Below are 20,745 nucleotides of genomic sequence, written 5' to 3' on the forward strand. Positions count from 1 at the left end.
TCAAATTTATTACAGCTGATACACTACACAGTTACTCCCTTGCTTTTTTGGGCCCGCAGCATTTGCCCGTAATCCATGCGGCGCACCATAGCATTAACAGTGCTGGCTATTCGGTTAGCGCGGGTAGCTTCGGTTTTGGCACTCTCTATCCATTTTATAAAATACCCCCGGTGACTTTCGGCAAGACTATTGAAAAAATCGCCGCCTTCAGGTTCATATTCAAAGCACTCCAGCAAGTCATCCGGAACTATGTATTTAAAATCATCATCGGGTTCAAGCCGTACCCGGAGCATAGCCCCGCGATGTTTATGGATTGCTTTACAGATTTCCCGGCGCAGGGCCATGATAAAATTCCCCTCTCCCATTGGCATCAGGGCCATACCACGCACCTCAAACTCATCAAGCTTACCCTTTACACGAAACGATTTTTTATTACCAGGCTTCATTTCCTGCGCCACATCGGCGGGAATTTCGATGTAGGTCCACCCGGTTTTTTCGCCCTGTTCGGCAAACTGTAAAATAATGGCATTAAAATCAACCATAAGTATTATTTAATAGCATATTGTTATCATCATCACTAAAAAATATGCGAAAATGTTAAATGTTTGTTAAATCGTCATATTTAGTTGTAGAGGCTGTAACGTAATGCATAGTAGCAATGTCTTATGAGTATAAAAACAATTTAAAAGTTAAAAACCTAAAAAACAACAACAATATGAAAACCTTAAAATCAATCATGCTTGGCTTAGCCTTATTAGTAATAGGCACTGCAGCAAAAGCAACAAATAAAATTGAAGGCGATAATTTAACCAAAAACTACGCCATCAACACTTATATAGATGCCATGACCCGCGGCAAAATGCAGGGCTTTAACGAAGTGGTAGATCAATCGGCAAAATTCAGCATGTTACGCGGCACTAAAGTATTAAGTTTTACCAAAACTGAAGTAGTTGACTTATTAAAAGCCAATAAAAATACCGAGCAGGATTGCATTACCAGCACTTCAATTGTTGAAAGCAACAATGACCTTGCCGTAGTAAAAGTTGATATGAAATACAGCACTTTTACCCGCAGCAACTATGTAACCGTTACCAACACCGGCAGCGGCTGGAAAATTACAAACGTGTACAGCGTTTTTAAATAAGTAAGTTTTAGTTTAGTGTTTAATATGTAAGTAGGTAAAGGCCCCGTTGGTGCGGGGCTTTTTTTATTTTATTTCACCAGCGGATCAAGTACCTTTTTCCATTGATCATAACCTTTGCTATTAAGGTGCAGGTAATCGTTATTAAACAAACTTGAATCCGGGGCTGTAGTACCCGGCTTGTAAGTAGCCGGAACGAGGTCGACATAATAACTTTTTGGTTTACCTTTCAGATAGCTTTTCACCAGCTCATTCGCGGCATAAACCACATCATAATATTTAGCGCGCACCGGGCTCGGTTTAATCGACATGAAATACACTTCGGCACCCGGCAATTTCTGATGGATTAGTTCCCACAGCTTTGCAAATGAAGCGGCAACCGCCTGGGCCGATTTACCTGCCGCTATATCGTTTTCGCCGGCATAAACAAAAATTTTGCGTGGCTTGTATGGGAGCAGGATGTAAGGCGTGTAATAATCTGCTATCTGCCATAATTCGCAACCGCCTACTCCCCTCCTTATAATAGGCCTGCCGGCATACCGCTGCTCGAGATCTGTCCACTTACGGATAGATGAACTGCCGATAAATAAAATACCACCTGGCTTTGGAAAACTCAGGCTATCCTGATGTTTAAAGGCCCTGATCTCATTATCAAACGGGAAACCCTGTTGGGCCAATACATCAATGCTAAATGCAAGACCTATGAAGAGAAAAAAACTTCAGTTTCATTATGGAGTAGCTATACGTTCTTCAAAAAATAAAAACGGCAATTGGTTTTCAATGCCTTTGATGATCCAAACCGGTCCATCTTCGGCATGCAATATAATTTTTATTGATTGATTTTGCTGCTTTTCGCATTCAGCTAATACCTGTAAACATGATCCGCAAGAGGTAATTGGTTTTACAATAGGAAAATCATCTGAATGTGCCGTTACTGCCATGGCCTCGATAGGATCATCAGGGTGATTGGCGCCCCAGTTAAACAATGCCACCCGCTCGGCACATAAACCCGATGGATAGGCTACATTTTCCTGGTTACTGCCATAAATAATTTTACCGCTTTGCAAACGAAGTGCAGCCCCAACACGGAATTTGGAATATGGAGAATGTGAGTTTTTTAATGCTTTCTGTGCTTCAAGGCACAGCTGCCTGTCGGCTTTATCAAGATCGGCCAGCGACTCATATTCGTCAAAGGCTATTTTAATTTCGTGACTTATCATATATTATCGACCCTTGTTAAAAAATCGGGGGAAACAAGATAAGGAAATTTTAACAGGATTAAAATTTTGAAAAGATTTATTTACATTTATTCCATTATCTAAACTCACTCACGCTCATGCAATTTATTAAATCATTTAAGTTTGTTTGCTTAATGCTATTAACAGCCGCTATTACTTTAAATGGATGCAGCTTTAACAATACTTATATAAACAGGGAAGAAGATAAAAAGGACGGTGAAAAAGTAACGAATAAACTTTTTGAGCTTATAAAAGCTAAAAAATACAACGACACCTTTAAGCTTTACAGTAATCAGTTTTGGGCGGTTACAACAAAGGATAAATTACTTGAGTTATACACCGCAACAGAAAACAAACTTGGCGACCTTGACTCAACAACGGTAAACAAATGGGAAACACGCAGGGTTGTGGGTACTAACCCATCCGCAGAATATGTTTTTGCATACAACACCAAACACAGCAAATATAAAGCGGTTGAATCGATCAGGCTTGTAAAAGAAAAAGATGGTTCGATTAAAATCCTCGCCTATAATATCAACTCCGACGGCTTCTTTAAATAAAAAGCACCTAATCAAAACAAAAAATTAGGGCATTACAAAAAATTGAGCTCGTGGTATATGTTATCACCGCACCACTTTTGCGGCTATTTCAATTATTGCAATCGTATCCCACATCGTGCGGTATGGTGAAAACACTGACCACTGGCTTGAAACAAATTAGGGGATTTTCTTAAGTTACACAACTCAGGAAAATCCCCTAATCAGGCAAATCAAGGTTTATACAGCCACTGGCAACTCTTCCTCAGCTTCAGTTTCTTTAGCTATTGTTGGGTTGATGGTTTCATCATCCTTTTCAACCCTCAGGTTATTAACGATATGCATTTGGCGGGCTGGAGTATTTTTGCCCATAAAATATTCGAGGAGCGCCTTTACATTGGCATCTCTTAATATTACAGGGTCAAGCCGCATGTCTTTACCAATAAACAAACCAAATTCTTCGGGCGAAATTTCACCTAAACCTTTAAACCGAGTGATCTCGGGTTTATTACCCAATTTAGCTATGGCGTTGCGGCGTTCCTCATCGCTGTAACAATAAATGGTTTCCTTTTTATTTCGTACGCGAAATAACGGTGTTTGCAATATGGAAACGTGACCGGCCTTTACCAGATCAGGGAAAAACTGCAGGAAAAAGGTCATCAACAACAGGCGGATGTGCATACCGTCCACATCGGCATCGGTAGCTATTACAATGTTGTTGTAACGTAAAGCATCAAGGCCGTCCTCTATATTCAGGGCATGCTGCAGCAGGTTAAATTCTTCGTTTTCGTAAACTACCTTTTTGGTTAGGCCAAAGCAGTTAAGGGGTTTACCTTTTAAGCTGAACACAGCCTGGGTCATCACATCACGCGATTTAGTGATCGAACCACTGGCCGAGTCACCTTCGGTAATGAACAACGTGGTATCTTGTTTACGTTCGTGCGTATCGTCAAAATGCACTTTGCAGTCGCGCAGTTTGCGGTTATGCAATGATGCTTTTTTGCACGCTCGTTGGCCAGTTTTTTAATACCTGCAATATCTTTACGCTCCCGTTCTGATTGCAGGATCCTTTTTAGCAAGCCATCAGCAGCTTCTGTGTTTTTATGCAGATAATTATCAAGCTCCTTTTTAACAAAATCATTAATAAAACCACGCACAGACGGACCATCCGGACCAACGTTTTGTGAGCCCAGCTTGGTTTTGGTTTGCGATTCAAAAACCGGCTCCTGAACTTTTATGGCAATAGCCGCAACAATTGAAGCCCTGATATCCGAAGCATCAAACTCTTTTTTATAAAACTCGCGTACGGTTCTTACTACCGCCTCGCGGAAGGCGGCCTGGTGCGTACCGCCCTGGGTAGTATTTTGACCGTTAACAAATGAGTAATATTCCTCGCCGTATTGCTGACCGTGGGTCATGGCTATCTCAATGTCTTCGCCCTTAAGGTGGATAATTGGATACCGTAAAGTTTCAGCATCCGTATTACGGGTAAGCAAATCATATAGGCCGCGTTCCGAAAAATACTTTTGATTGTTAAAATTGATAGTAAGGCCCGCGTTCAGGAACACGTAGTTCCAGATCATACTTTCTACAAACTCCGGGATAAACCGGTAATGTCTGAAAATGGTATCATCGGGTATAAAATTGATAGCAGTACCATTCCGCTGGGTGGTATCTTTTTCACTCTCATCACGAATCAGTTCACCTTTGGCAAACTCGGCCAGTTTGGTGCGGCCGTCACGATATGATTGCACTGTAAATGAGTTGGAAAGCGCGTTAACCGCTTTGGTACCCACCCCATTTAAACCTACCGATTTTTGAAAGGCCTTGCTATCGTATTTACCGCCTGTATTTATTTTGGATACACAGTCGATCACTTTACCCAAAGGGATACCGCGGCCATAATCGCGCACCGATACCTTATGGTCGCTCATGTTCACCTCAATGGTACGGCCTGATCCCATTACAAACTCGTCTATCGAGTTATCAATGATCTCTTTAAGCAGTACGTATACACCATCGTCATAAGCAGAGCCATCGCCCAGTTTACCAATATACATACCGGGGCGTAAACGGATGTGCTCCTTCCAATCAAGGGAGCGGATACTATCTTCACTATAATTAACTGGTTCTGCCATGTATATAAAGTAGAAAATTAAACAGCGTAAAAATGCGCCTAACTGCAAAAATAAAACTTCCCGCTTGAATTAACGGAGAGCAAATATCAACTTATTAACATTGGGGAATTATATAAAGGAAATGACACAGCAGAGAGATTACTTTTCTGTATCTCTCTACGGCTTAAACTTCAAGCAATTACTTGCCCTGTCTACATTTTTAAAAAACTCGGGGCCTTTATCATTAGTAAAACAAACAGCCATAATGGTGCCGGTATGGTTACGCTGTAATGCAATAAGCAGCGCGTATTTATAATGCTTGGTAGCAGGCAAATCGAGCAGGTTTAACAGGTATGACTTACCGGCATCAGCTTTATATCTGTTTAAAACGTTAACCGGTATGCTCCGCATAAAGTTATCCCTTTCGCCGGTAAAAGCTATGGCGTGCGCCCTGCTCATGTTTATATATATCGAATCTGGATTTTCGGTTTCCCGGTCAATATCATATTGCCCCTGCTCATAACTGGTATAATTCTGTTTCTGGGATTTTACCTGGAACCATACTTCAAAATCCTGCCCCGGCAACTGCAACGCATAATCAAATGAAAAATCCTCATCATTGGGAGCGGGAATCTCTTTAAACCCCCTGGGTGGGGTATAAATTACATTGGCCTGGGCCAAAAGCTTGGTAAATTCTTTAAACTGATCTGTACCTGCTGTTTTGAGCTTTGAGTAGCCAGGCTTAACCTTCGCTGTTGTATGTTTCTTATTATTTTGGGCATATAACGGCCTTGGACTTATCTGAGCTATGCTTTTTGTAAAGCACAGCAACAACAAAGCCATAAGCAATAAGGGCCGGGTTAACTTCAAAATAGTTTTCATTTAAGGGGCAGCCAGGAAAAAAACCTGGTTAAAGCACCATAGGTAAATATATAAACAAATTAATTAATCAACACCCTCTCGCATTCAAATAACCGCTATGCTTTAACGACAATATCAATCAATTATTTGTTACATTAATAATTTTTACGCACGTGATTAGTAATTGTTGCAAACCTACCTAAACGTAACAATTTTGTTATAAACCAATATTAACAAGACATTAAAATGTAGCTCACTTCATCTGCACATCAGCACATAATCCGTATCTTTACCAATCCAAAAGTTTTTATTGAATAATGAGTGAAGATCTGCATCAAAACGATACACCAAACCCTAATGAAGAAAAACTCCACACCGTTGCCTCACTCGATGGGTTATATGAAAATTGGTTTCTTGATTATGCATCCTATGTAATTCTCGACCGGGCTGTTCCCCATATCAACGATGGTTTAAAACCCGTACAACGCCGCATCCTGCATTCGTTGAAGGAAATGGACGACGGGCGTTTTAACAAAGCCGCCAATGTTATAGGTAACACCATGAAATATCACCCTCATGGTGATGCTTCTATTGGTGACGCGATGGTGCAGATTGGTCAGAAAAACCTGTTGATTGATTGCCAGGGAAACTGGGGCGACCCGGTAACCGGCGACTCGGCAGCGGCACCCCGTTATATTGAAGCGCGCTTATCAAAATTTGCGCTTGATGTTGTTTTTAACCCGGATACCACCGTTTGGCAGGCCAGCTATGACGGCCGTAACAAAGAGCCTATTACTCTGCCGGTAAAGTTCCCCTTGCTGCTTGCACAGGGAGCCGAAGGTATTGCGGTAGGTTTGGCTACCAAAATCTTACCTCATAACTTTATTGAGTTAATTGATGCTTCCATAGCCGTATTAAAAGGTGAACGCCCTAACCTCATGCCTGATTTTCCGACAGGGGGCATGGCTGATGCTTCACTATATAATGAAGGTCAGCGTGGAGGTAAAGTGAGGGTAAGGGCTAAAATTGTTGAGCGCGATAAAAAAACGCTTGCCATTACCGAAATACCATTTACTACTACTACCGGCAGTTTAATTGACAGCGTGATCTCGGCCAACGATAAAGGTAAGATCAAGATCAAAAAAATTGAGGATAATACCGCCAGGGATGTAGAGATCATTATTCACTTGGCTCCGGGCATCTCGCCCGATGTAACCATCGACGCTCTTTATGCCTTTACCGATTGCGAGGTATCCATATCACCAAACACCTGCGTAATACAGGATGATAAGCCGCGCTTCATGAGCGTGAACGATATGCTTACCGAAAGCACATTCTTCACCAAAGACCTGCTAAAACAGGAGTTGGAGATCAGGCTGAAGGATTTAATGGAGAAGATCTTCTTCAGTTCATTACTTAAGATCTTTATCCAGGAAGGGATGTATAAAAATCCTGAGTACGAAAACTCGGGCAATTTTGAAGTGGTATTGGAAGTATTGAACCGCTTGTTTGAGCCTTTCTTTCCGCAGTTTTACCGCACCATACAGCCCGAAGATTATAAAAAGCTGATAGATAAACCTATGAGCAGCATCACCCGCTTTGATGTTAAAAAAGCGGATGAGCAAATGAAGGCGCTCGAAAATGAGATAAAACAGGTAAAACATCACCTAAAACACCTTACCGAGTATACCATTGCCTGGTTCGAAAAACTGAAGGATAAATATGGTAAGGACAGAGAGCGCAAAACCGAACTGCGCACCTTTGATAAGGTTGAAGCTGCACAGGTAGCATTGGCTAATATCAAACTATATGTTAACAGGGCCGACGGCTTTATTGGATCTGGCCTGAAGAAAGATGACTCGGTTGAATACGTTGGCGATTGTTCAGACATTGACGAGATCATTGTTTTTAGGGGCGATGGCCGCTGTATGATTACCAAAGTGCAGGACAAGGTTTTTGTGGGTAAGGACATCATTCACGTTGCCGTATTTAAAAAGAATGACAGAACGCACCGTTTATAATATGATATATAAAGACGGCGAGAGTGGCATCAGTTATATCAAACGATTCTCGGTAGTGGGTGTAACCCGCGATAAGGAATACGACCTTACCAAAGGCACCAAAGGCTCAAAAGTATTGTACTTTACCGCCAACCCTAACGGCGAGGCCGAAGTGGTGAACGTACAGCTTAAACCTCACTCCAAACTTAAAAAACTACAGTTTGATGAGGATTTCGCATCTATAGCTATCAAAGGCCGCGGTTCGATGGGTAATATCATTACCAAATACCCGGTTAAAAAAATCATACTGAAAAGCAAGGGTGTGTCAACGCTGGCCGGACGTAAGATCTGGTATGATGATATCCTGAAGCGCCTGAACGCAGATGGCCGCGGCAAATACCTGGGCGAATTTGATGGTGACGACCGCATTCTCACCGTGCTCAGCAATGGCGTTTATGAATTAAGCAGCTTTGATCTTAACAACCACTTTGATGATAAGATGATCCTTATCGAAAAGTATGAGCCGCAGGCAGTGTTCTCGATAGTACACATTGAAGGCAAATCCAAAAACTATCTTGTTAAGCGTTTCTCTTTTGAAAACATAGCCGTTGGTAAGCAGATAAGCCTGATCAGTGAAGAAGCCGGATCAAAAATGGTGTTGATCGGTCACACCGCGCCGGTAATCAGCATGACACACTTGAAAGGCAAAGATCAAACACCTGAAACCCTCGAACTGAATTTAGCAGATGTTATTGATGTAAAAGGAATGAAAGCCATGGGCAACCGCCTTTCACAACATCCGGTAAAATCAGTTGAGCTGATAAGTGATGGCATTAACCAGGCAACGGAAACTGCCGAAACCGACATTAACGAAGAAGCTACTCTTGCATCAACAGATACAAATGAAGATGAGCCTGTAGTTTCTCAGGAAGACGGGCCGGCAACACCAGCCGATCAATCTGAAGAGTCGCCAAAGCCACCTAAAAAGATCGATTTTGAGATCACTAACCCCGACGATATCGACATGGACGATCAGGGACAATTAGGGCTATTTTAACGCAAAGCCACCGGTAACAATAGCCGGTGGCTTTTTTATTTACCTGCCGATTAATCCCGTTTATCCAATACTCAAACAATTAGCAAAAAAATCATTTTACAGCTATACCCCCTTGTTTACAGCTGTATTTTAGTTATTTTTGAATATTACTAAATCTTATATCATAAACAGGCATGTACTTCGGCGGTGGCAATTATTATTATATTATATTGATATTAGAGGCATTTTGTATCATTCACAGCCTGCGGCGCGGCACCCAGCAAAAATGGCTTTGGATCCTGATAGTAATACCCGTATTTGGCTGCTTGTATTATATATACAGCGAAATACTATCCAACCGAGGTATCCGTGCACCTAAACTAAATGTTGAAGCGGTAATAAACCCCGGGGCCAAAATTAAACGCCTTGAAGATGAAGTAAGGTTTACCGATACTTTTGCCAACCGTGTTAAACTGGCAGATGCCTATCTGGACGCCGGGCTTACCGATAAAGCACTCGAAATATATCAAAACAGTCTCACCGGTGCCTTTGCCGAAAACGAGCACGTAATGGCGCAGCTAATTGTAGCTTATTTTGAAAAAGGCCAGTATAACGAGGTGATTCCTATTGCTAAAAAACTTTATAAGCTACCACAATTTGCCCGCTCAAAAGCGCACATCCTGTATGCCAAATCGCTTGAGCTTACTTACCAGGAAGAGTTGGCCGAAAATGAATTTAAACTGATGAAAGGGCGTTACTCCTATTTTGAGCCCCGCTATGAATACGGCATGTTCCTTACCCGTGCCGGCCGCGATGACGATGCCTGGCAAATTTTCACGGATATGCTCAACGAGCAATCGCAGTTAAGCCCTGTTGAGCGAAAAAGCAATAAAGTATGGTTTGCAAAAGCTAAGGATGAAGTAAAGAAGTTATCAGCGGTGAGGAAAACGGCGTAAGACTCGTTCAGATACAACATTCTTTCTTAATCGCTCCCGACCAATAAAAACTGATTGTCATTTCGACAGAACAAGTGAGGGAATACGCGTGGGAGTGAGGAGAAATCTTATACGCCTTGTATAAATCATACATTATCGCTCTGCAAAGCCTAAAAGATTTCTCTTTCGCCCTACCGCGCACTCCTCCCCCTGCTCTATCGAAATGACATTTTTTTAAGCATCATCCCCCTACCGTCATCCCTAAGTCATACTGACAACCTGACACCATCGGGTTAAAAAATTGTTAAGCCGCAAAACGCAAATAACCTTTTGCTGACATTAAAACAGTTTAGCCTGTCAATACTTGCCATAATACCCGCTTGGCATAATTGATGTTGCATATTGGGCTGAAAAACTTAAATAAAAATAAACAGTTATAACTATGTCATTAAACATTAAACCGATCGGCGATAGGGTTGTAGTGGAAGCTGCAGCAGCCGAAGAGAAAACCGCTTCAGGTATCTTCATTCCTGATACTGCCAAAGAAAAACCTCAACGTGGAACCATCGTTGCTGTTGGACAGGGAAAAGTTGATGAGCCTTTAACCGTACAAGTTGGTGACCAGGTTTTATATGGTAAATATGCAGGTACTGAAATTACCTATGAAGGTAAAGAGTACTTAATTATGCGTGAATCAGACATATACGCAGTTCTTTAACCAATTAGTGAATTAGTGAGTTATTGAATTAGTGAATTTATTCCTGTTCAAACCGCTGGTTTAAAATCAAAGAAATTAAAAAAATAGATTATTGAAAGCGAAATCAAATCACTCATTCGCTAATTCAATAATTCAATAATTAAAACATCATGGCAAAACAAGTTAAATACAATGTTGAAGCACGCGACGCCCTGAAACGCGGTGTTGATATCCTTGCTAACGCAGTAAAAGTAACCTTAGGTCCTAAAGGCCGTAACGTAATCATCGACAAAAAATTTGGCTCACCAGCCATCACTAAAGACGGTGTTACTGTTGCTAAAGAAATTGAATTAAAAGACGCCCTTGAAAACATGGGTGCTCAAATGGTTAAAGAAGTAGCTTCAAAAACTGCCGATATTGCAGGTGATGGTACTACTACTGCTACTGTTTTAGCTCAGGCTATTGTAACTGCAGGTATTAAAAACGTGGCTGCCGGTGCAAACCCAATGGATTTGAAACGCGGTATCGATAAAGCGGTTGCAGCAGTTGTTGAAAACCTGAAAACCCAGTCGCAAACTGTTGGTGAAGACAATAACAAAATCAAACAAGTCGCTTCTATTTCTGCAAATAACGACGAGGTTATCGGTTCGTTAATTGCTGAAGCAATGGAAAAAGTTGGTAAAGACGGTGTTATCACTGTTGAAGAAGCAAAAGGTACTGAAACTGAAGTTAAAACTGTAGAAGGTATGCAGTTTGACCGTGGTTACCTTTCTCCTTACTTCGTAACCAATGCTGATAAAATGGAAGCTGAACTGGAAAATCCTTACATCCTGATCTATGATAAAAAGATCTCTTCGATGAAGGAATTGCTTCCTATCCTTGAAAAACAAGTACAAACCGGCAAACCATTATTGATCATTGCTGAAGATCTTGACGGTGAAGCTTTAGCTACTTTGGTAGTTAACAAAATCCGTGGTTCACTGAAAGTTGCTGCTGTTAAAGCTCCAGGTTTCGGCGACCGTCGTAAAGCTATGTTAGAGGATATCGCTATCCTTACCGGTGGTACTTTGATCTCTGAAGAAAGAGGTTACAAATTAGAAAACGCTGATCTTAGCTACTTAGGTACTGCTGAGAAAATCGTTATCGACAAAGATAATACTACTATCATCAATGGTGCTGGTTCTGCAGAAGAGATCAAAGGCCGCGTAAGCCAGATCAAATCACAAATTGAATCAACAACTTCTGACTACGACCGCGAAAAATTACAAGAGCGCTTAGCCAAATTATCTGGCGGTGTTGCTGTACTTTACGTAGGTGCTGCTACCGAAGTTGAAATGAAAGAGAAAAAAGACCGTGTTGACGATGCTTTACACGCTACACGTGCCGCTGTTGAAGAAGGTATCGTAGCTGGTGGTGGTGTTGCCTTCATCCGTGCTGTTGCTTCTTTAGCTGACCTTAAAGGCGATAACGAAGACGAAAACACTGGTATCCAGATCATCCGTCGCGCTATCGAAGAGCCTTTACGTCAGATCTGCGAAAACGCTGGTATCGAAGGTTCAATCGTTGTGCAAAAAGTAAAAGAAGGCACTGCCGACTTTGGTTACAATGCACGTACCGATAAATACGAAAACCTGATTGCTGCCGGTGTTATCGACCCAACTAAAGTAGGTCGCGTAGCTTTAGAGAACGCTGCTTCAATCGCTTCAATGTTATTAACAACTGAAGTTGTATTGGCTGATGATCCTGAAGATGCTCCAGCTGGCCCACCAATGGGTGGCGGTGGCATGGGCGGCATGATGTAAGAGCCCCCAAGCCCCCTGAAGGGGTGTATAGAAACTTATATACTTTCAAAACCCTGTATGCAAAAGCATACAGGGTTTTGTGCTTTAAAAGAGGCCGTTATAGTCATCCTAAGGTAATTCAACGGTCATTTATTAATCATTTGATTAATTTCCAAATCCTCTGGGCGTAGTAATACGTAATTTTGCATAACAAATCTGATACAGCACTAATCAGGCACAGGATTTGAATAATGCAGGTCATGAAACGTCTATCTCAAAAAACAAAACAAATACAAAGCACCCTGGTTGAGTGGGTGTTGTTTAAGGGCCCCGAGCTCTTCGTTTCCCTGTACAGTTAATAGATAATTATTAACTTTGCGCCCAGTTATGAAACTGGACAGATTTTACATTGAGTTCCACCATTGGCTTATTAACCGCGGCCCTAATTATGTAGGTGGACTAATCATATTTTTTATTGGGTTATGGTTTATTAAGTTTTTGCGTGCAAGGCTGCGCATGCGTATGATGAAACGCGGCATCCATTCGTCACTGCAGCCATTTTTCTTAAGCCTAACCATTACAGCTTTATATGTTTTACTCATTATTTGGGTAATGAACATCATAGGGCTTGAAATGAGCATTTTCACTACCATTATCGGCGCATTTTCGGTAGCAGCCGGTTTGGCGCTGTCGGGCACATTTCAAAACTTTGCAGGTGGTGTGCTGATCTTGTTATTAAAACCTTTTGAGATAGATGACAGCATTGTTGCGCAAGGGCAGGATGGCAAGGTGGTATCTATACAGATGTTTTATACCGTACTTATTACTGCAGATAACAAAACCGTCATTATCCCTAACGGAAAGCTGTTTAATGAAGTTATTGTAAACATAACGCGCGAAGGCCGCCGCCGTCTTGATTTTGAATTGCGGGTGGGCTATAACAATGATATAGAAAAGGCGAAGGCCATCATGACAGGCGTAGTAAATGCCAATAAAGATATCCTTCATGACCCGGCCGCGCGCGTGGGTGTTATTAGCCTGGATAACGATTGTGTAAGGTTTACCATTAATGTTTGGGTTGATCCTGCCGATTTCCTCAATGCTAAAATAAACCTTCAGGAACAAATGCTTAAAGAGCTTGCCGCAGGTGGCGTTAATTTCCCTAAACCAGGATTTTGATAAGAAGCAGGAAACCGGGAATCAAAGGCCCTTCAAAAGGATAATTCTTTCACGAAGGCGGATCGGATCATCAATAATGCCTTCGGTTATTAAAAATCAGTAAACATTATAACACATAAAGCTTGCTTGTTAAAGCAGGCTTTTTTTATCTTAGGGAAATCAAACCCTTGAAAAAATATGAGTTTTAAAACCCAGCTCAGTTCAATTTTTATTGATGAAAATAATATCCCCCCGAATTTCAGATTGAAGAAGTACACCAGCGCGAATATCTGAGCGGTGGCGAAATGAAACCATGGAACGGCGAAGTAAGTGAAGTTTACTCACCTGTTGGTTTTTGGGCAGAGGACGGTACTTTTACCCGGAAGCTGATAGGCACCTACCCGGTTTGCACCGAAAAAGAAGCTTTTGAAGCCCTGGATGCCGCGCTTGAAGCCTATGACAATGGCCGCGGCGAATGGCCCACCATGAGCATTGCCGACCGTATTAAATGTATGGAGCGCTTTATTTACAAAATGAGCGAACAACGTACGCTGGTGGTAAAACTGCTGATGTGGGAAATAGGTAAATCATACGCTGATTCGGCTAAAGAATTTGACCGTACTATTGAATACATCAATGCCACCATCGACGCGTTAAAAGATATTGACCGTCAGTCGTCACGCTTTGAAATGGCCGAGGGGCTGGTGGCCCAGATCCGTCGTTCGCCCCTGGGGGTAGTGCTTTGCATGGGGCCGTTTAATTACCCGTTAAACGAAACTTTCACTACGCTGATCCCCGCGCTGATTATGGGGAACACCATTTTATTTAAACCGCCTAAACACGGCACACTATTGCATTACCCATTGCTAAAAGCTTTCCAGGAATCATTCCCTAAAGGAGTGGTGAACACCATTTATGGCAGGGGCGCAGTGGTAACACCCGGGCTGATGTCATCGGGCAAGGTGAATGTGCTGGCTTTCATTGGCTCAAGCAAAGTAGCAAATGATTTGAAAAAGCGTCACCCTAAAATTAATCGCTTAAGAGCTGTTTTAAGTCTGGACGCCAAGAACGCAGCCATAGTCACCAAACATGCCGACCTGCAGCAGGCTGTGAGCGAGTGCATTTTAGGCTCGCTGTCATTTAACGGCCAGCGTTGTACTGCTATTAAAGTGATATTTGTACATAAAGCCGTTGCTGATGAGTTTTTAAAACTATTGAGCGAGGCCGTTGCCAAACTTAAGTTCGGACTGCCCTGGGAAAAGGACGTAAAACTTACCCCGCTCCCCGAACCTCATAAACCAGCTTACCTTACCGATATTGTAAATGACGCTTTAGCCAACGGCGCAAAAGTGATTAACGAAAACGGCGGTGAAACATCGGCTTCGTTCTTTTTCCCGGCCATAGTTTACCCGGTTAATGAAAACATGAAACTGTACCGCGAAGAGCAATTTGGACCGGTGATCCCAGTAATTCCGTTTGAAGATATTGAGGAGCCTATCGCTTACCAGATAGATTCGCCACATGGTATGCAGGTGAGTATTTTCAGTAATGATGCCAGGGAAATTTCGTCACTGATCGATCCCTTTGTGAATTTAGTAAGCCGCGTAAACATTAACAGTCAGTGCCAGCGCGGTCCGGATGTATTTCCGTTCACCGGGCGCAAGGACAGCGCCGAGGGTACACTTTCGGTACATGATGCGTTAAGGTCGTTCTCAATCCGTTCATTAGTTACCACTAAAATGACCGAAACCAACAAAAACATCATCAACGAAATTGTGAATGACAATGATTCCAATTTCCTGAGCACGAAGTTTATATTGTAGGGAACCGTTAGGACGTCATGAGGAGTAGCCCCAGGACAATCCTAAAACTACAATACATATTACGAATGACAATTAACAACTTACAGTCATGCAACTATGATACACGAAGCAATCCCGATTTACAGTCGCCCTGTATGGTTTGGATTTGCTTCGTGTCTGTTTTAAACGTTATCATTGTGATCATGTAACGGCCAGTTACATCATTACCGCTACGCTACCATATCTTCACTCGTTTATCCGGGTCTATCCACATCTTATCACCTTTCTTAATATGAAAGGCTTCGTAAAATTCAGGCACATCGGTAAACGGCCCGTTAACACGCATAAAACCGGGCGCATGCTCATTGGTTAAGATCTGGCTCGAAAGTGATTCTTTCCTGTCCTGCGTAAGCCAGCCTAATGAGTATCCTAAAAAATAGCGCTGTAATGGTGTTAACCCGTTAATGAGTTTACCCTCTTTATATTGCTGTGTTTTTTTGAACGCGTCAAGACCTATTACAATGCCGCCAAGGTCAGCAATGTTCTCACCCTGAGTGGCTTTGCCATTTACATGCAAACCATAAATGCTGTAACCATTAAACTGGTCGATAAGCATTTTGGCACGTTGACTAAATTTTACCGAATCCTGCGGTTTCCACCAGGCTTTAAGGTTTCCGGCAGCATCAAACTGGCGGCCCTGGTCATCAAAACCGTGGGTCATTTCGTGGCCAATAGTTGAGGCAGCAGCATAGCCGTAAATGACGGCATCATCAATATTTTCATCCTTGTAGCCGGGAATGGTAAAAATGCCGGCAGGCAATACAATCTCGTTGTTTGACGGGTTATAGTAAGCATTATAGGTTTGAGGCGTTATATCCCATTCAGTACGGTCGACAGGTTTGCCTAATTTAGCTGCACTGAAATTATGCCACCATTCGTTTGCCCGTAATACGTTGAGGGCGTAAGGGCCCCGGTTAATTTCCAAAGTTGAAAAATCCTTCCATTTATCCGGATAACCAACTTTAGGGACAACTTTTGATAATTTGTAGTAAGCTTTCTCCTTGGTTTCGGGGCTCATCCAATCCAGCTTTTCAATATGCTCTTTAAAGCTGGTGCGCATTTCTTCAACCAGTTTTACATAGCGTTCTTTTGTCTTTTCGGGGAAATATTCTTTTACGAAGATTTGCCCTAATACCTCGCCCATCAAACCGTTTTCAGTATCCAGCACCCTTTTCCAGCGTGGGAGTTGGGCCGTACTGCCATAAATCACCTTATCATAAAACCGAAACACCTCCTGATCAAACGGTTTGCTCAGGTATGGCCCAAAAGCAGTGACCAGGCTCTTGCGCAGGTAATTCTTCCAGTCATCTATAGTAAAAGTTTTTAGTGCTTTATTAAGCGCCCTGTAATACTCAGGCTGTCCTACAATTACGGTATCCGCATTTTTGTAGTCCATCTTTTCAAAAGTGGGTTTCCAGTCAATATCCGGGGCCAGCTTGCTCAGCGCGGCAAGTGGCATTTTGTTATAGTTATGATAAGGATCGCGCAGGTCCTCCAGTTTCCGGCTGCTATCAGCCAGGAAAGTTTCCAGCGAATAAGTTTTCTTAGCGGCTGCAGTTGCCCTATCAGCAGGCAGGCCTGCCAGTTTAAATATGGCGGGCAGGTAATTATTTTGATAGTCGGTACGGATGGCTACGCTATGCGCATCTTTATTAAAGTAGTAATCGCGGTTAGGCATACCAATGCCCGATTGGTATAAACCCAAAGCCATCTTTGCACTGTTCTTAGCATCCTGCCCAACATAAGCGCCGATAGGCTGTGTAACGCCAATCCTTTGTAAGTGTGCAAACTCCTCAACCAGGCTTTTGATATCCGTTATCCGGTCAATTTTATCCAGTTCATCTTTCAGTGGTGCAAGCCCCTGTTTTTCGATGTTAACGGTATCCATCCCGCTGAAATAAAAATCACCTATTTTTTGGGTGTTGCTGCCTTTAGGAGCATTAGCCTTAAGCGCATCCTTGTTGATCTTTTTCATCTTGTCTCGCAGTTCTTCCTGCACAACATTGCCGATGCCCCAGGCAGCGTACGCCGCCGGAATAGGATTTTTGCGGAGCCAGGTTCCGTTGGCATATTTAAAGAAGTCATCGCCCGGTTTTACGGTGGTATCCATATTATGGATCACTGGGTCGCCGGCTTCGTAAGCTTTTGTTTTGTCGGTTTGGCTACAGGCACTAAGTAAGGTGCCAAACGCGGCGGCAACTATGGATAAGGATTGGGTTTTTCTGTTCATTTTTTAGGCGTGTGTATGAATTAAAATACAACAACTGTATGGTAAAATAGAATTTAGGACAGCTTATTTTTTAAAATATGATAATTTATTATATCTCCTGGAAAAAACCTGCTAAGGAAACGTTAAAATAATAACAAATTTTACGAAGTGTTTCCAACCTGATATCAATAATACCTGATTCGAGCCGAGCAATATTTATGTGCGTTTCGTTAAAAAACTTCTCCTGCGTAACCTGATTTTGTTTGCGTAAGGTTTTTATCTGCAAGGCAACTTTGCGTTTAAATGCGTTATTAGTGTTGTTAAGGTATTCAAAATCAGTTAAAAGCATGACTGGATCGGCTAATATGATACTTTGTATTTTTTGTGCAAGCTAAATATAAAATAACACCATTACATTTTATATGCAGATATTATTCTTTTATAAAAATGGGCGACTAACGTTTAAACATGAAATATTAATGCCACAATTTTATAATTATGGCAAAGGATTTGTATATAGATATTCGCCCTGTATCATCTGTGAAAAAATAAAAGATTTAGTAACATCTACCTGTGAAAAATTAAATTGAATTCTCAGACGCCCAAGTTGAGATTTTTTGTTCTTTGTTTTGGGTTTAATCAATAGTTTAAATTAATTAGGGGAAAGGGAGCTTCAAAAAAAGCTCTCTTTTTTTGTTTATAAAAATTACTATGCATGCATAGTAATTTTTATATATTTATGCTTTTAATTATACCAATGTATTTTGAACTGACCGAAGAACAAAAAATGATTCGCCAGGCTGCGCGTGATTTTGCGCAAACAGAATTAAAGCCAGGTGTTATTGAACGCGATGAACAGCAAAAATTCCCTGCCGCACAGGTTAAGAAACTTGGTGAACTGGGTTTCCTGGGCATGATGGTATCTCCGCAATATGGCGGCGCTGGCATGGATGCCATATCATATGTGCTGGTGATGGAGGAACTTTCAAAGATTGACGCATCCACGTCAGTAGTTGTTTCTGTGAATAATTCGCTGGTATGCTATGGATTGGAGAAATATGGCAGCGAAGAACAAAAGCAAAAATATCTGGCACCGCTGGCCAAAGGTGAATGCATTGGCGCTTTCTGTCTTTCGGAGCCAGAGGCCGGCTCTGATGCTACGTCACAAAGCACTACAGCCATTGATATGGGCGATCATTACCTGCTTAATGGTACTAAGAACTGGATCACCAGCGGGGGCAGCGCATCTACCTATATTGTAATAGCACAAACCAATGCCGAAAAAAGCACCATGGTATTAACGCTTTTATTGTGGAAAAAGGAACGCCCGGCTTTACTGTCGGCCCTAAAGAGAACAAGATGGGCATCCGCGGCTCGGATACCCACTCGCTGATGTTTGCCGACGTTAAAGTGCCTAAAGAGAACCGCATTGGCGAAGACGGTTTTGGGTTTAAGTTTGCCATGAACGTACTGGATGGCGGCCGTATAGGTATTGCTTCGCAGGCTTTAGGTATTGCTTCAGGTGCTTACGAACTTGCAGTGCAATACGCTAAGGAGCGCAAAACTTTTGGTAAACCGCTGGCTGATCACCAGGCTATCCAATTTAAGCTGGCCGATATGGCTACTGAAATTGAGGCAGCACGTTTGATGTGCCTTAAAGCGGCATGGTTTAAAGATCATGGAAAACCCTATGCCCAGGCATCATCAATGGCAAAACTTTATGCATCTGAAGTAGCTATGCGCACCACCACCGAAGCGGTACAGATCCATGGCGGGTACGGTTACGTGAAAGAGTATCACGTTGAACGCCTGATGCGGGATGCCAAAATAACCCAGATTTATGAAGGAACATCTGAAATTCAAAGAATTGTCATTTCGCGCGGATTGTTGAAATAACGGCGCTGTTTTTATACCTTTGAAAGTATATAGATTAAGTAGACTATATATTTAAGTATGACTTTCAAAAATATTATAGCCGGTATTTGCGGATTACTATTTCTGCAAACCGGCTTTGCTCAAACCAAACTAAAAACAGGTGTGTGGCGCGGTGCGCTTAAAACTAAATCAGGCACCGAAATCCCTTTTAATTTCGAGTTCAGCAATAGCGGGAGCAAACAACAATTAGCTATCATTAACGGTGCCGAGCATTTTAAAGTAACAGATGTTGCTACCAAAGGCGATTCTGTTTTTATCCATATGCCGCTGTTCAATTCAGAATTTAAGCTGAAACTTAACGGAGATAGCCTTAACGGCAACTGGGTAAGGCACCTGGCCGATAATGATCTTCTTGTTCCGTTCAGCGCCCGACCTAACACTTCATGGCGCTTTTTTAAGAATACCGAAAACCCGGCATTTAATATCGGAGGCCGCTGGTCGGCGGTGTTTGGTGAGGGCGAGGGCCGCGATACCACCGTTGGCGAGTTTAAGCAGGAGGGCAATAAACTTACAGGCACTTTCTTAACCACCACCGGTGATTACCGTTATTTAGAAGGCTCGGTAAGTGGTAATAAACTTTACCTCTCTACTTTCGACGGTGGTCATGCCTATACTTTTACTGCTACCATTAGCGATGATAAGACCTTAACCGACGGTAAATTTTTCGCCGGCTATTCATCTGTGCAGGCATGGACTGCTGTAAAGGATGAAAACGCCAAACTTCCCGATGCATATTCACTCACTTCATTAAAACCGGGGTATAAAAAAATAACTTTCAGCTTTAAGGACCTTGATGGCAAAACTATCTCGCTTGATGATGCCAGGTTCAGAAACAAAGTGGTAATTGTACAGATATTGGGCTCATGGTGCCCTAACTGTATGGACGAGAACTGCTTATATGGTTAACTACTATAACAAATATCACAATAAAGGTGTTGAAGTAATTGGTCTGGCTTATGAACGCACCACCGATTTTGAAAAATCAAAGAAAGCGCTGCAGCAGGTAAAAGACAGGTTTAAAGTACCTTATCCATTGTTGGTGACCGGCTATACCAGCGATAAAAAACAAACCGCCCAAAGCCTGCCTATGTTATCAAAAGTGGTTGGCTTCCCTACCACCATCATTATTGATAAAAACGGCGACGTACAAAAGATCCATACAGGTTTTAGCGGCCCCGGTACGGGGAGCATTATACCGAGTTTATCAACGAGTTTGAGAAATTGACGGATGAGCTAATC

At 42.2% G+C, this 20,745-nt stretch carries 15 protein-coding genes and 3 pseudogenes; 11 read left to right on the plus strand and 7 right to left on the minus strand.

The features are described 5' to 3' along the window. Positions 1–23: 23 nt before the first annotated feature. Positions 24–542, minus strand: a complete 519-nt coding sequence (locus ACQ86K_RS28440; protein ID WP_431199187.1) for a YdeI/OmpD-associated family protein — start codon at positions 540–542, stop codon at positions 24–26. Between the two features lie 173 nt (positions 543–715). Between ACQ86K_RS28440 and ACQ86K_RS28445 the strand changes: the two genes are divergently transcribed. Then, positions 716–1,144, plus strand: coding sequence for a nuclear transport factor 2 family protein (locus ACQ86K_RS28445; protein WP_167516316.1), 429 nt, complete (start codon positions 716–718; stop codon positions 1,142–1,144). 68 nt (positions 1,145–1,212) lie between these two features. Here ACQ86K_RS28445 and ACQ86K_RS28450 read toward each other — a convergent pair whose 3' ends face one another. Together ACQ86K_RS28450 and ACQ86K_RS28455 are read right to left on the minus strand one after the other, a co-directional pair. Next, on the minus strand, positions 1,213–1,818 hold the full coding sequence (locus ACQ86K_RS28450; RefSeq protein WP_431199188.1) for a GDSL-type esterase/lipase family protein: 606 nt from the start codon (positions 1,816–1,818) through the stop codon (positions 1,213–1,215). 51 nt (positions 1,819–1,869) lie between these two features. After that, a complete protein-coding gene (locus ACQ86K_RS28455) occupies positions 1,870–2,361 on the minus strand; it encodes a cytidine deaminase (protein ID WP_091171669.1) in 492 nt (163 codons plus the stop codon). Between the two features lie 116 nt (positions 2,362–2,477). Between ACQ86K_RS28455 and ACQ86K_RS28460 the strand changes: the two genes are divergently transcribed. Then, positions 2,478–2,939: a DUF4019 domain-containing protein gene (locus ACQ86K_RS28460; RefSeq protein ID WP_091171666.1), complete on the plus strand. Its 462-nt coding sequence runs from the start codon at positions 2,478–2,480 to the stop codon at positions 2,937–2,939. 216 nt (positions 2,940–3,155) lie between these two features. Here ACQ86K_RS28460 and ACQ86K_RS28465 read toward each other — a convergent pair. Both ACQ86K_RS28465 and ACQ86K_RS28470 read right to left on the minus strand, forming a co-directional pair. Further along, positions 3,156–5,053: pseudogene (locus ACQ86K_RS28465) on the minus strand (DNA topoisomerase IV subunit B). 156 nt (positions 5,054–5,209) lie between these two features. Continuing rightward, positions 5,210–5,914, minus strand: coding sequence for a hypothetical protein (locus ACQ86K_RS28470; RefSeq protein WP_091171664.1), 705 nt, complete (start codon positions 5,912–5,914; stop codon positions 5,210–5,212). Positions 5,915–6,210: 296 nt separating this feature from the next. Between ACQ86K_RS28470 and ACQ86K_RS28475 the strand changes: the two are divergent. The 6 genes and pseudogenes from ACQ86K_RS28475 (at position 6,211) to ACQ86K_RS28500 (ending at position 15,323) form a co-directional block, all read left to right on the plus strand. Beyond that, positions 6,211–8,950 (plus strand): annotated as a pseudogene (locus ACQ86K_RS28475) (DNA gyrase/topoisomerase IV subunit A). Positions 8,951–9,123: 173 nt separating this feature from the next. After that, positions 9,124–9,885: a hypothetical protein gene (locus tag ACQ86K_RS28480; RefSeq protein ID WP_091171660.1), complete on the plus strand. Its 762-nt coding sequence runs from the start codon at positions 9,124–9,126 to the stop codon at positions 9,883–9,885. A 421-nt stretch (positions 9,886–10,306) separates the two neighbouring features. Further along, positions 10,307–10,582 (plus strand): co-chaperone GroES, encoded by a 276-nt coding sequence (gene groES / locus ACQ86K_RS28485; RefSeq protein WP_090530466.1) that lies wholly within the window; start codon positions 10,307–10,309, stop codon positions 10,580–10,582. A 149-nt stretch (positions 10,583–10,731) separates the two neighbouring features. Next, positions 10,732–12,363 carry a chaperonin GroEL gene (gene groL, locus ACQ86K_RS28490; RefSeq protein WP_091171658.1) on the plus strand — a complete coding sequence of 544 codons (1,632 nt, stop codon included), beginning with the start codon at positions 10,732–10,734 and terminating at the stop codon, positions 12,361–12,363. A 366-nt stretch (positions 12,364–12,729) separates the two neighbouring features. After that, on the plus strand, positions 12,730–13,521 hold the full coding sequence (locus ACQ86K_RS28495; RefSeq protein ID WP_431199189.1) for a mechanosensitive ion channel family protein: 792 nt from the start codon (positions 12,730–12,732) through the stop codon (positions 13,519–13,521). A 284-nt stretch (positions 13,522–13,805) separates the two neighbouring features. Further along, a complete protein-coding gene (locus ACQ86K_RS28500; RefSeq protein WP_431199190.1) occupies positions 13,806–15,323 on the plus strand; it encodes an NADP-dependent glyceraldehyde-3-phosphate dehydrogenase in 1,518 nt (505 codons plus the stop codon). Positions 15,324–15,537: 214 nt separating this feature from the next. Here ACQ86K_RS28500 and ACQ86K_RS28505 read toward each other — a convergent pair whose 3' ends face one another. Both ACQ86K_RS28505 and ACQ86K_RS28510 read right to left on the minus strand, forming a co-directional pair. Further along, positions 15,538–17,592 (minus strand): M13 family metallopeptidase, encoded by a 2,055-nt coding sequence (locus ACQ86K_RS28505; protein ID WP_431199191.1) that lies wholly within the window; start codon positions 17,590–17,592, stop codon positions 15,538–15,540. An 88-nt stretch (positions 17,593–17,680) separates the two neighbouring features. After that, a complete protein-coding gene (locus tag ACQ86K_RS28510) occupies positions 17,681–17,920 on the minus strand; it encodes a helix-turn-helix domain-containing protein (protein ID WP_091171651.1) in 240 nt (79 codons plus the stop codon). A 408-nt stretch (positions 17,921–18,328) separates the two neighbouring features. On the opposite strand from ACQ86K_RS28510, the pseudogene ACQ86K_RS28515 reads away from it, so the two are divergent. The 3 genes and pseudogenes from ACQ86K_RS28515 to ACQ86K_RS28525 all read left to right on the plus strand — a co-directional run bounded on the left by ACQ86K_RS28515 (position 18,329) and on the right by ACQ86K_RS28525 (position 20,731). Beyond that, positions 18,329–19,467 (plus strand): annotated as a pseudogene (locus ACQ86K_RS28515) (acyl-CoA dehydrogenase). A gap of 57 nt (positions 19,468–19,524) precedes the next feature. Next, positions 19,525–20,412 carry a peroxiredoxin family protein gene (locus tag ACQ86K_RS28520; protein ID WP_431199192.1) on the plus strand — a complete coding sequence of 296 codons (888 nt, stop codon included), beginning with the start codon at positions 19,525–19,527 and terminating at the stop codon, positions 20,410–20,412. After that, positions 20,405–20,731, plus strand: a complete 327-nt coding sequence (locus tag ACQ86K_RS28525) for a peroxiredoxin family protein (RefSeq protein ID WP_431199193.1) — start codon at positions 20,405–20,407, stop codon at positions 20,729–20,731. The genes ACQ86K_RS28520 and ACQ86K_RS28525 overlap by 8 nt, the downstream gene beginning before the upstream one ends. Positions 20,732–20,745: the final 14 nt, after the last annotated feature.

The sequence above is a fragment of the Mucilaginibacter sp. P19 genome (assembly GCF_050632265.1).
In the GTDB taxonomy this organism is placed as follows: Bacteria; Bacteroidota; Bacteroidia; order Sphingobacteriales; family Sphingobacteriaceae; genus Mucilaginibacter; species Mucilaginibacter gossypii.

What these genes read in the sequence shown, in the direction of transcription:
- groES (WP_090530466.1), top strand. Translation starts at nt 10,307, where the DNA reads ATGTCATTAAACATTAAACCGATCGGCGATAGGGTTGTAGTGGAAGCT.
- groL (WP_091171658.1), top strand. Translation starts at nt 10,732, where the DNA reads ATGGCAAAACAAGTTAAATACAATGTTGAAGCACGCGACGCCCTGAAA.
- ACQ86K_RS28500 (WP_431199190.1), top strand. Translation starts at nt 13,806, where the DNA reads ATGAAACCATGGAACGGCGAAGTAAGTGAAGTTTACTCACCTGTTGGT.
- ACQ86K_RS28460 (WP_091171666.1), top strand. Translation starts at nt 2,478, where the DNA reads ATGCAATTTATTAAATCATTTAAGTTTGTTTGCTTAATGCTATTAACA.
- ACQ86K_RS28445 (WP_167516316.1), top strand. Translation starts at nt 716, where the DNA reads ATGAAAACCTTAAAATCAATCATGCTTGGCTTAGCCTTATTAGTAATA.
- ACQ86K_RS28495 (WP_431199189.1), top strand. Translation starts at nt 12,730, where the DNA reads ATGAAACTGGACAGATTTTACATTGAGTTCCACCATTGGCTTATTAAC.
- ACQ86K_RS28480 (WP_091171660.1), top strand. Translation starts at nt 9,124, where the DNA reads ATGTACTTCGGCGGTGGCAATTATTATTATATTATATTGATATTAGAG.
- ACQ86K_RS28520 (WP_431199192.1), top strand. Translation starts at nt 19,525, where the DNA reads ATGACTTTCAAAAATATTATAGCCGGTATTTGCGGATTACTATTTCTG.
- ACQ86K_RS28440 (WP_431199187.1), bottom strand. Translation starts at nt 542, where the DNA reads ATGGTTGATTTTAATGCCATTATTTTACAGTTTGCCGAACAGGGCGAA.
- ACQ86K_RS28455 (WP_091171669.1), bottom strand. Translation starts at nt 2,361, where the DNA reads ATGATAAGTCACGAAATTAAAATAGCCTTTGACGAATATGAGTCGCTG.
- ACQ86K_RS28525 (WP_431199193.1), top strand. Translation starts at nt 20,405, where the DNA reads ATGGTTAACTACTATAACAAATATCACAATAAAGGTGTTGAAGTAATT.
- ACQ86K_RS28505 (WP_431199191.1), bottom strand. Translation starts at nt 17,592, where the DNA reads ATGAACAGAAAAACCCAATCCTTATCCATAGTTGCCGCCGCGTTTGGC.
- ACQ86K_RS28510 (WP_091171651.1), bottom strand. Translation starts at nt 17,920, where the DNA reads ATGCTTTTAACTGATTTTGAATACCTTAACAACACTAATAACGCATTT.
- ACQ86K_RS28470 (WP_091171664.1), bottom strand. Translation starts at nt 5,914, where the DNA reads ATGAAAACTATTTTGAAGTTAACCCGGCCCTTATTGCTTATGGCTTTG.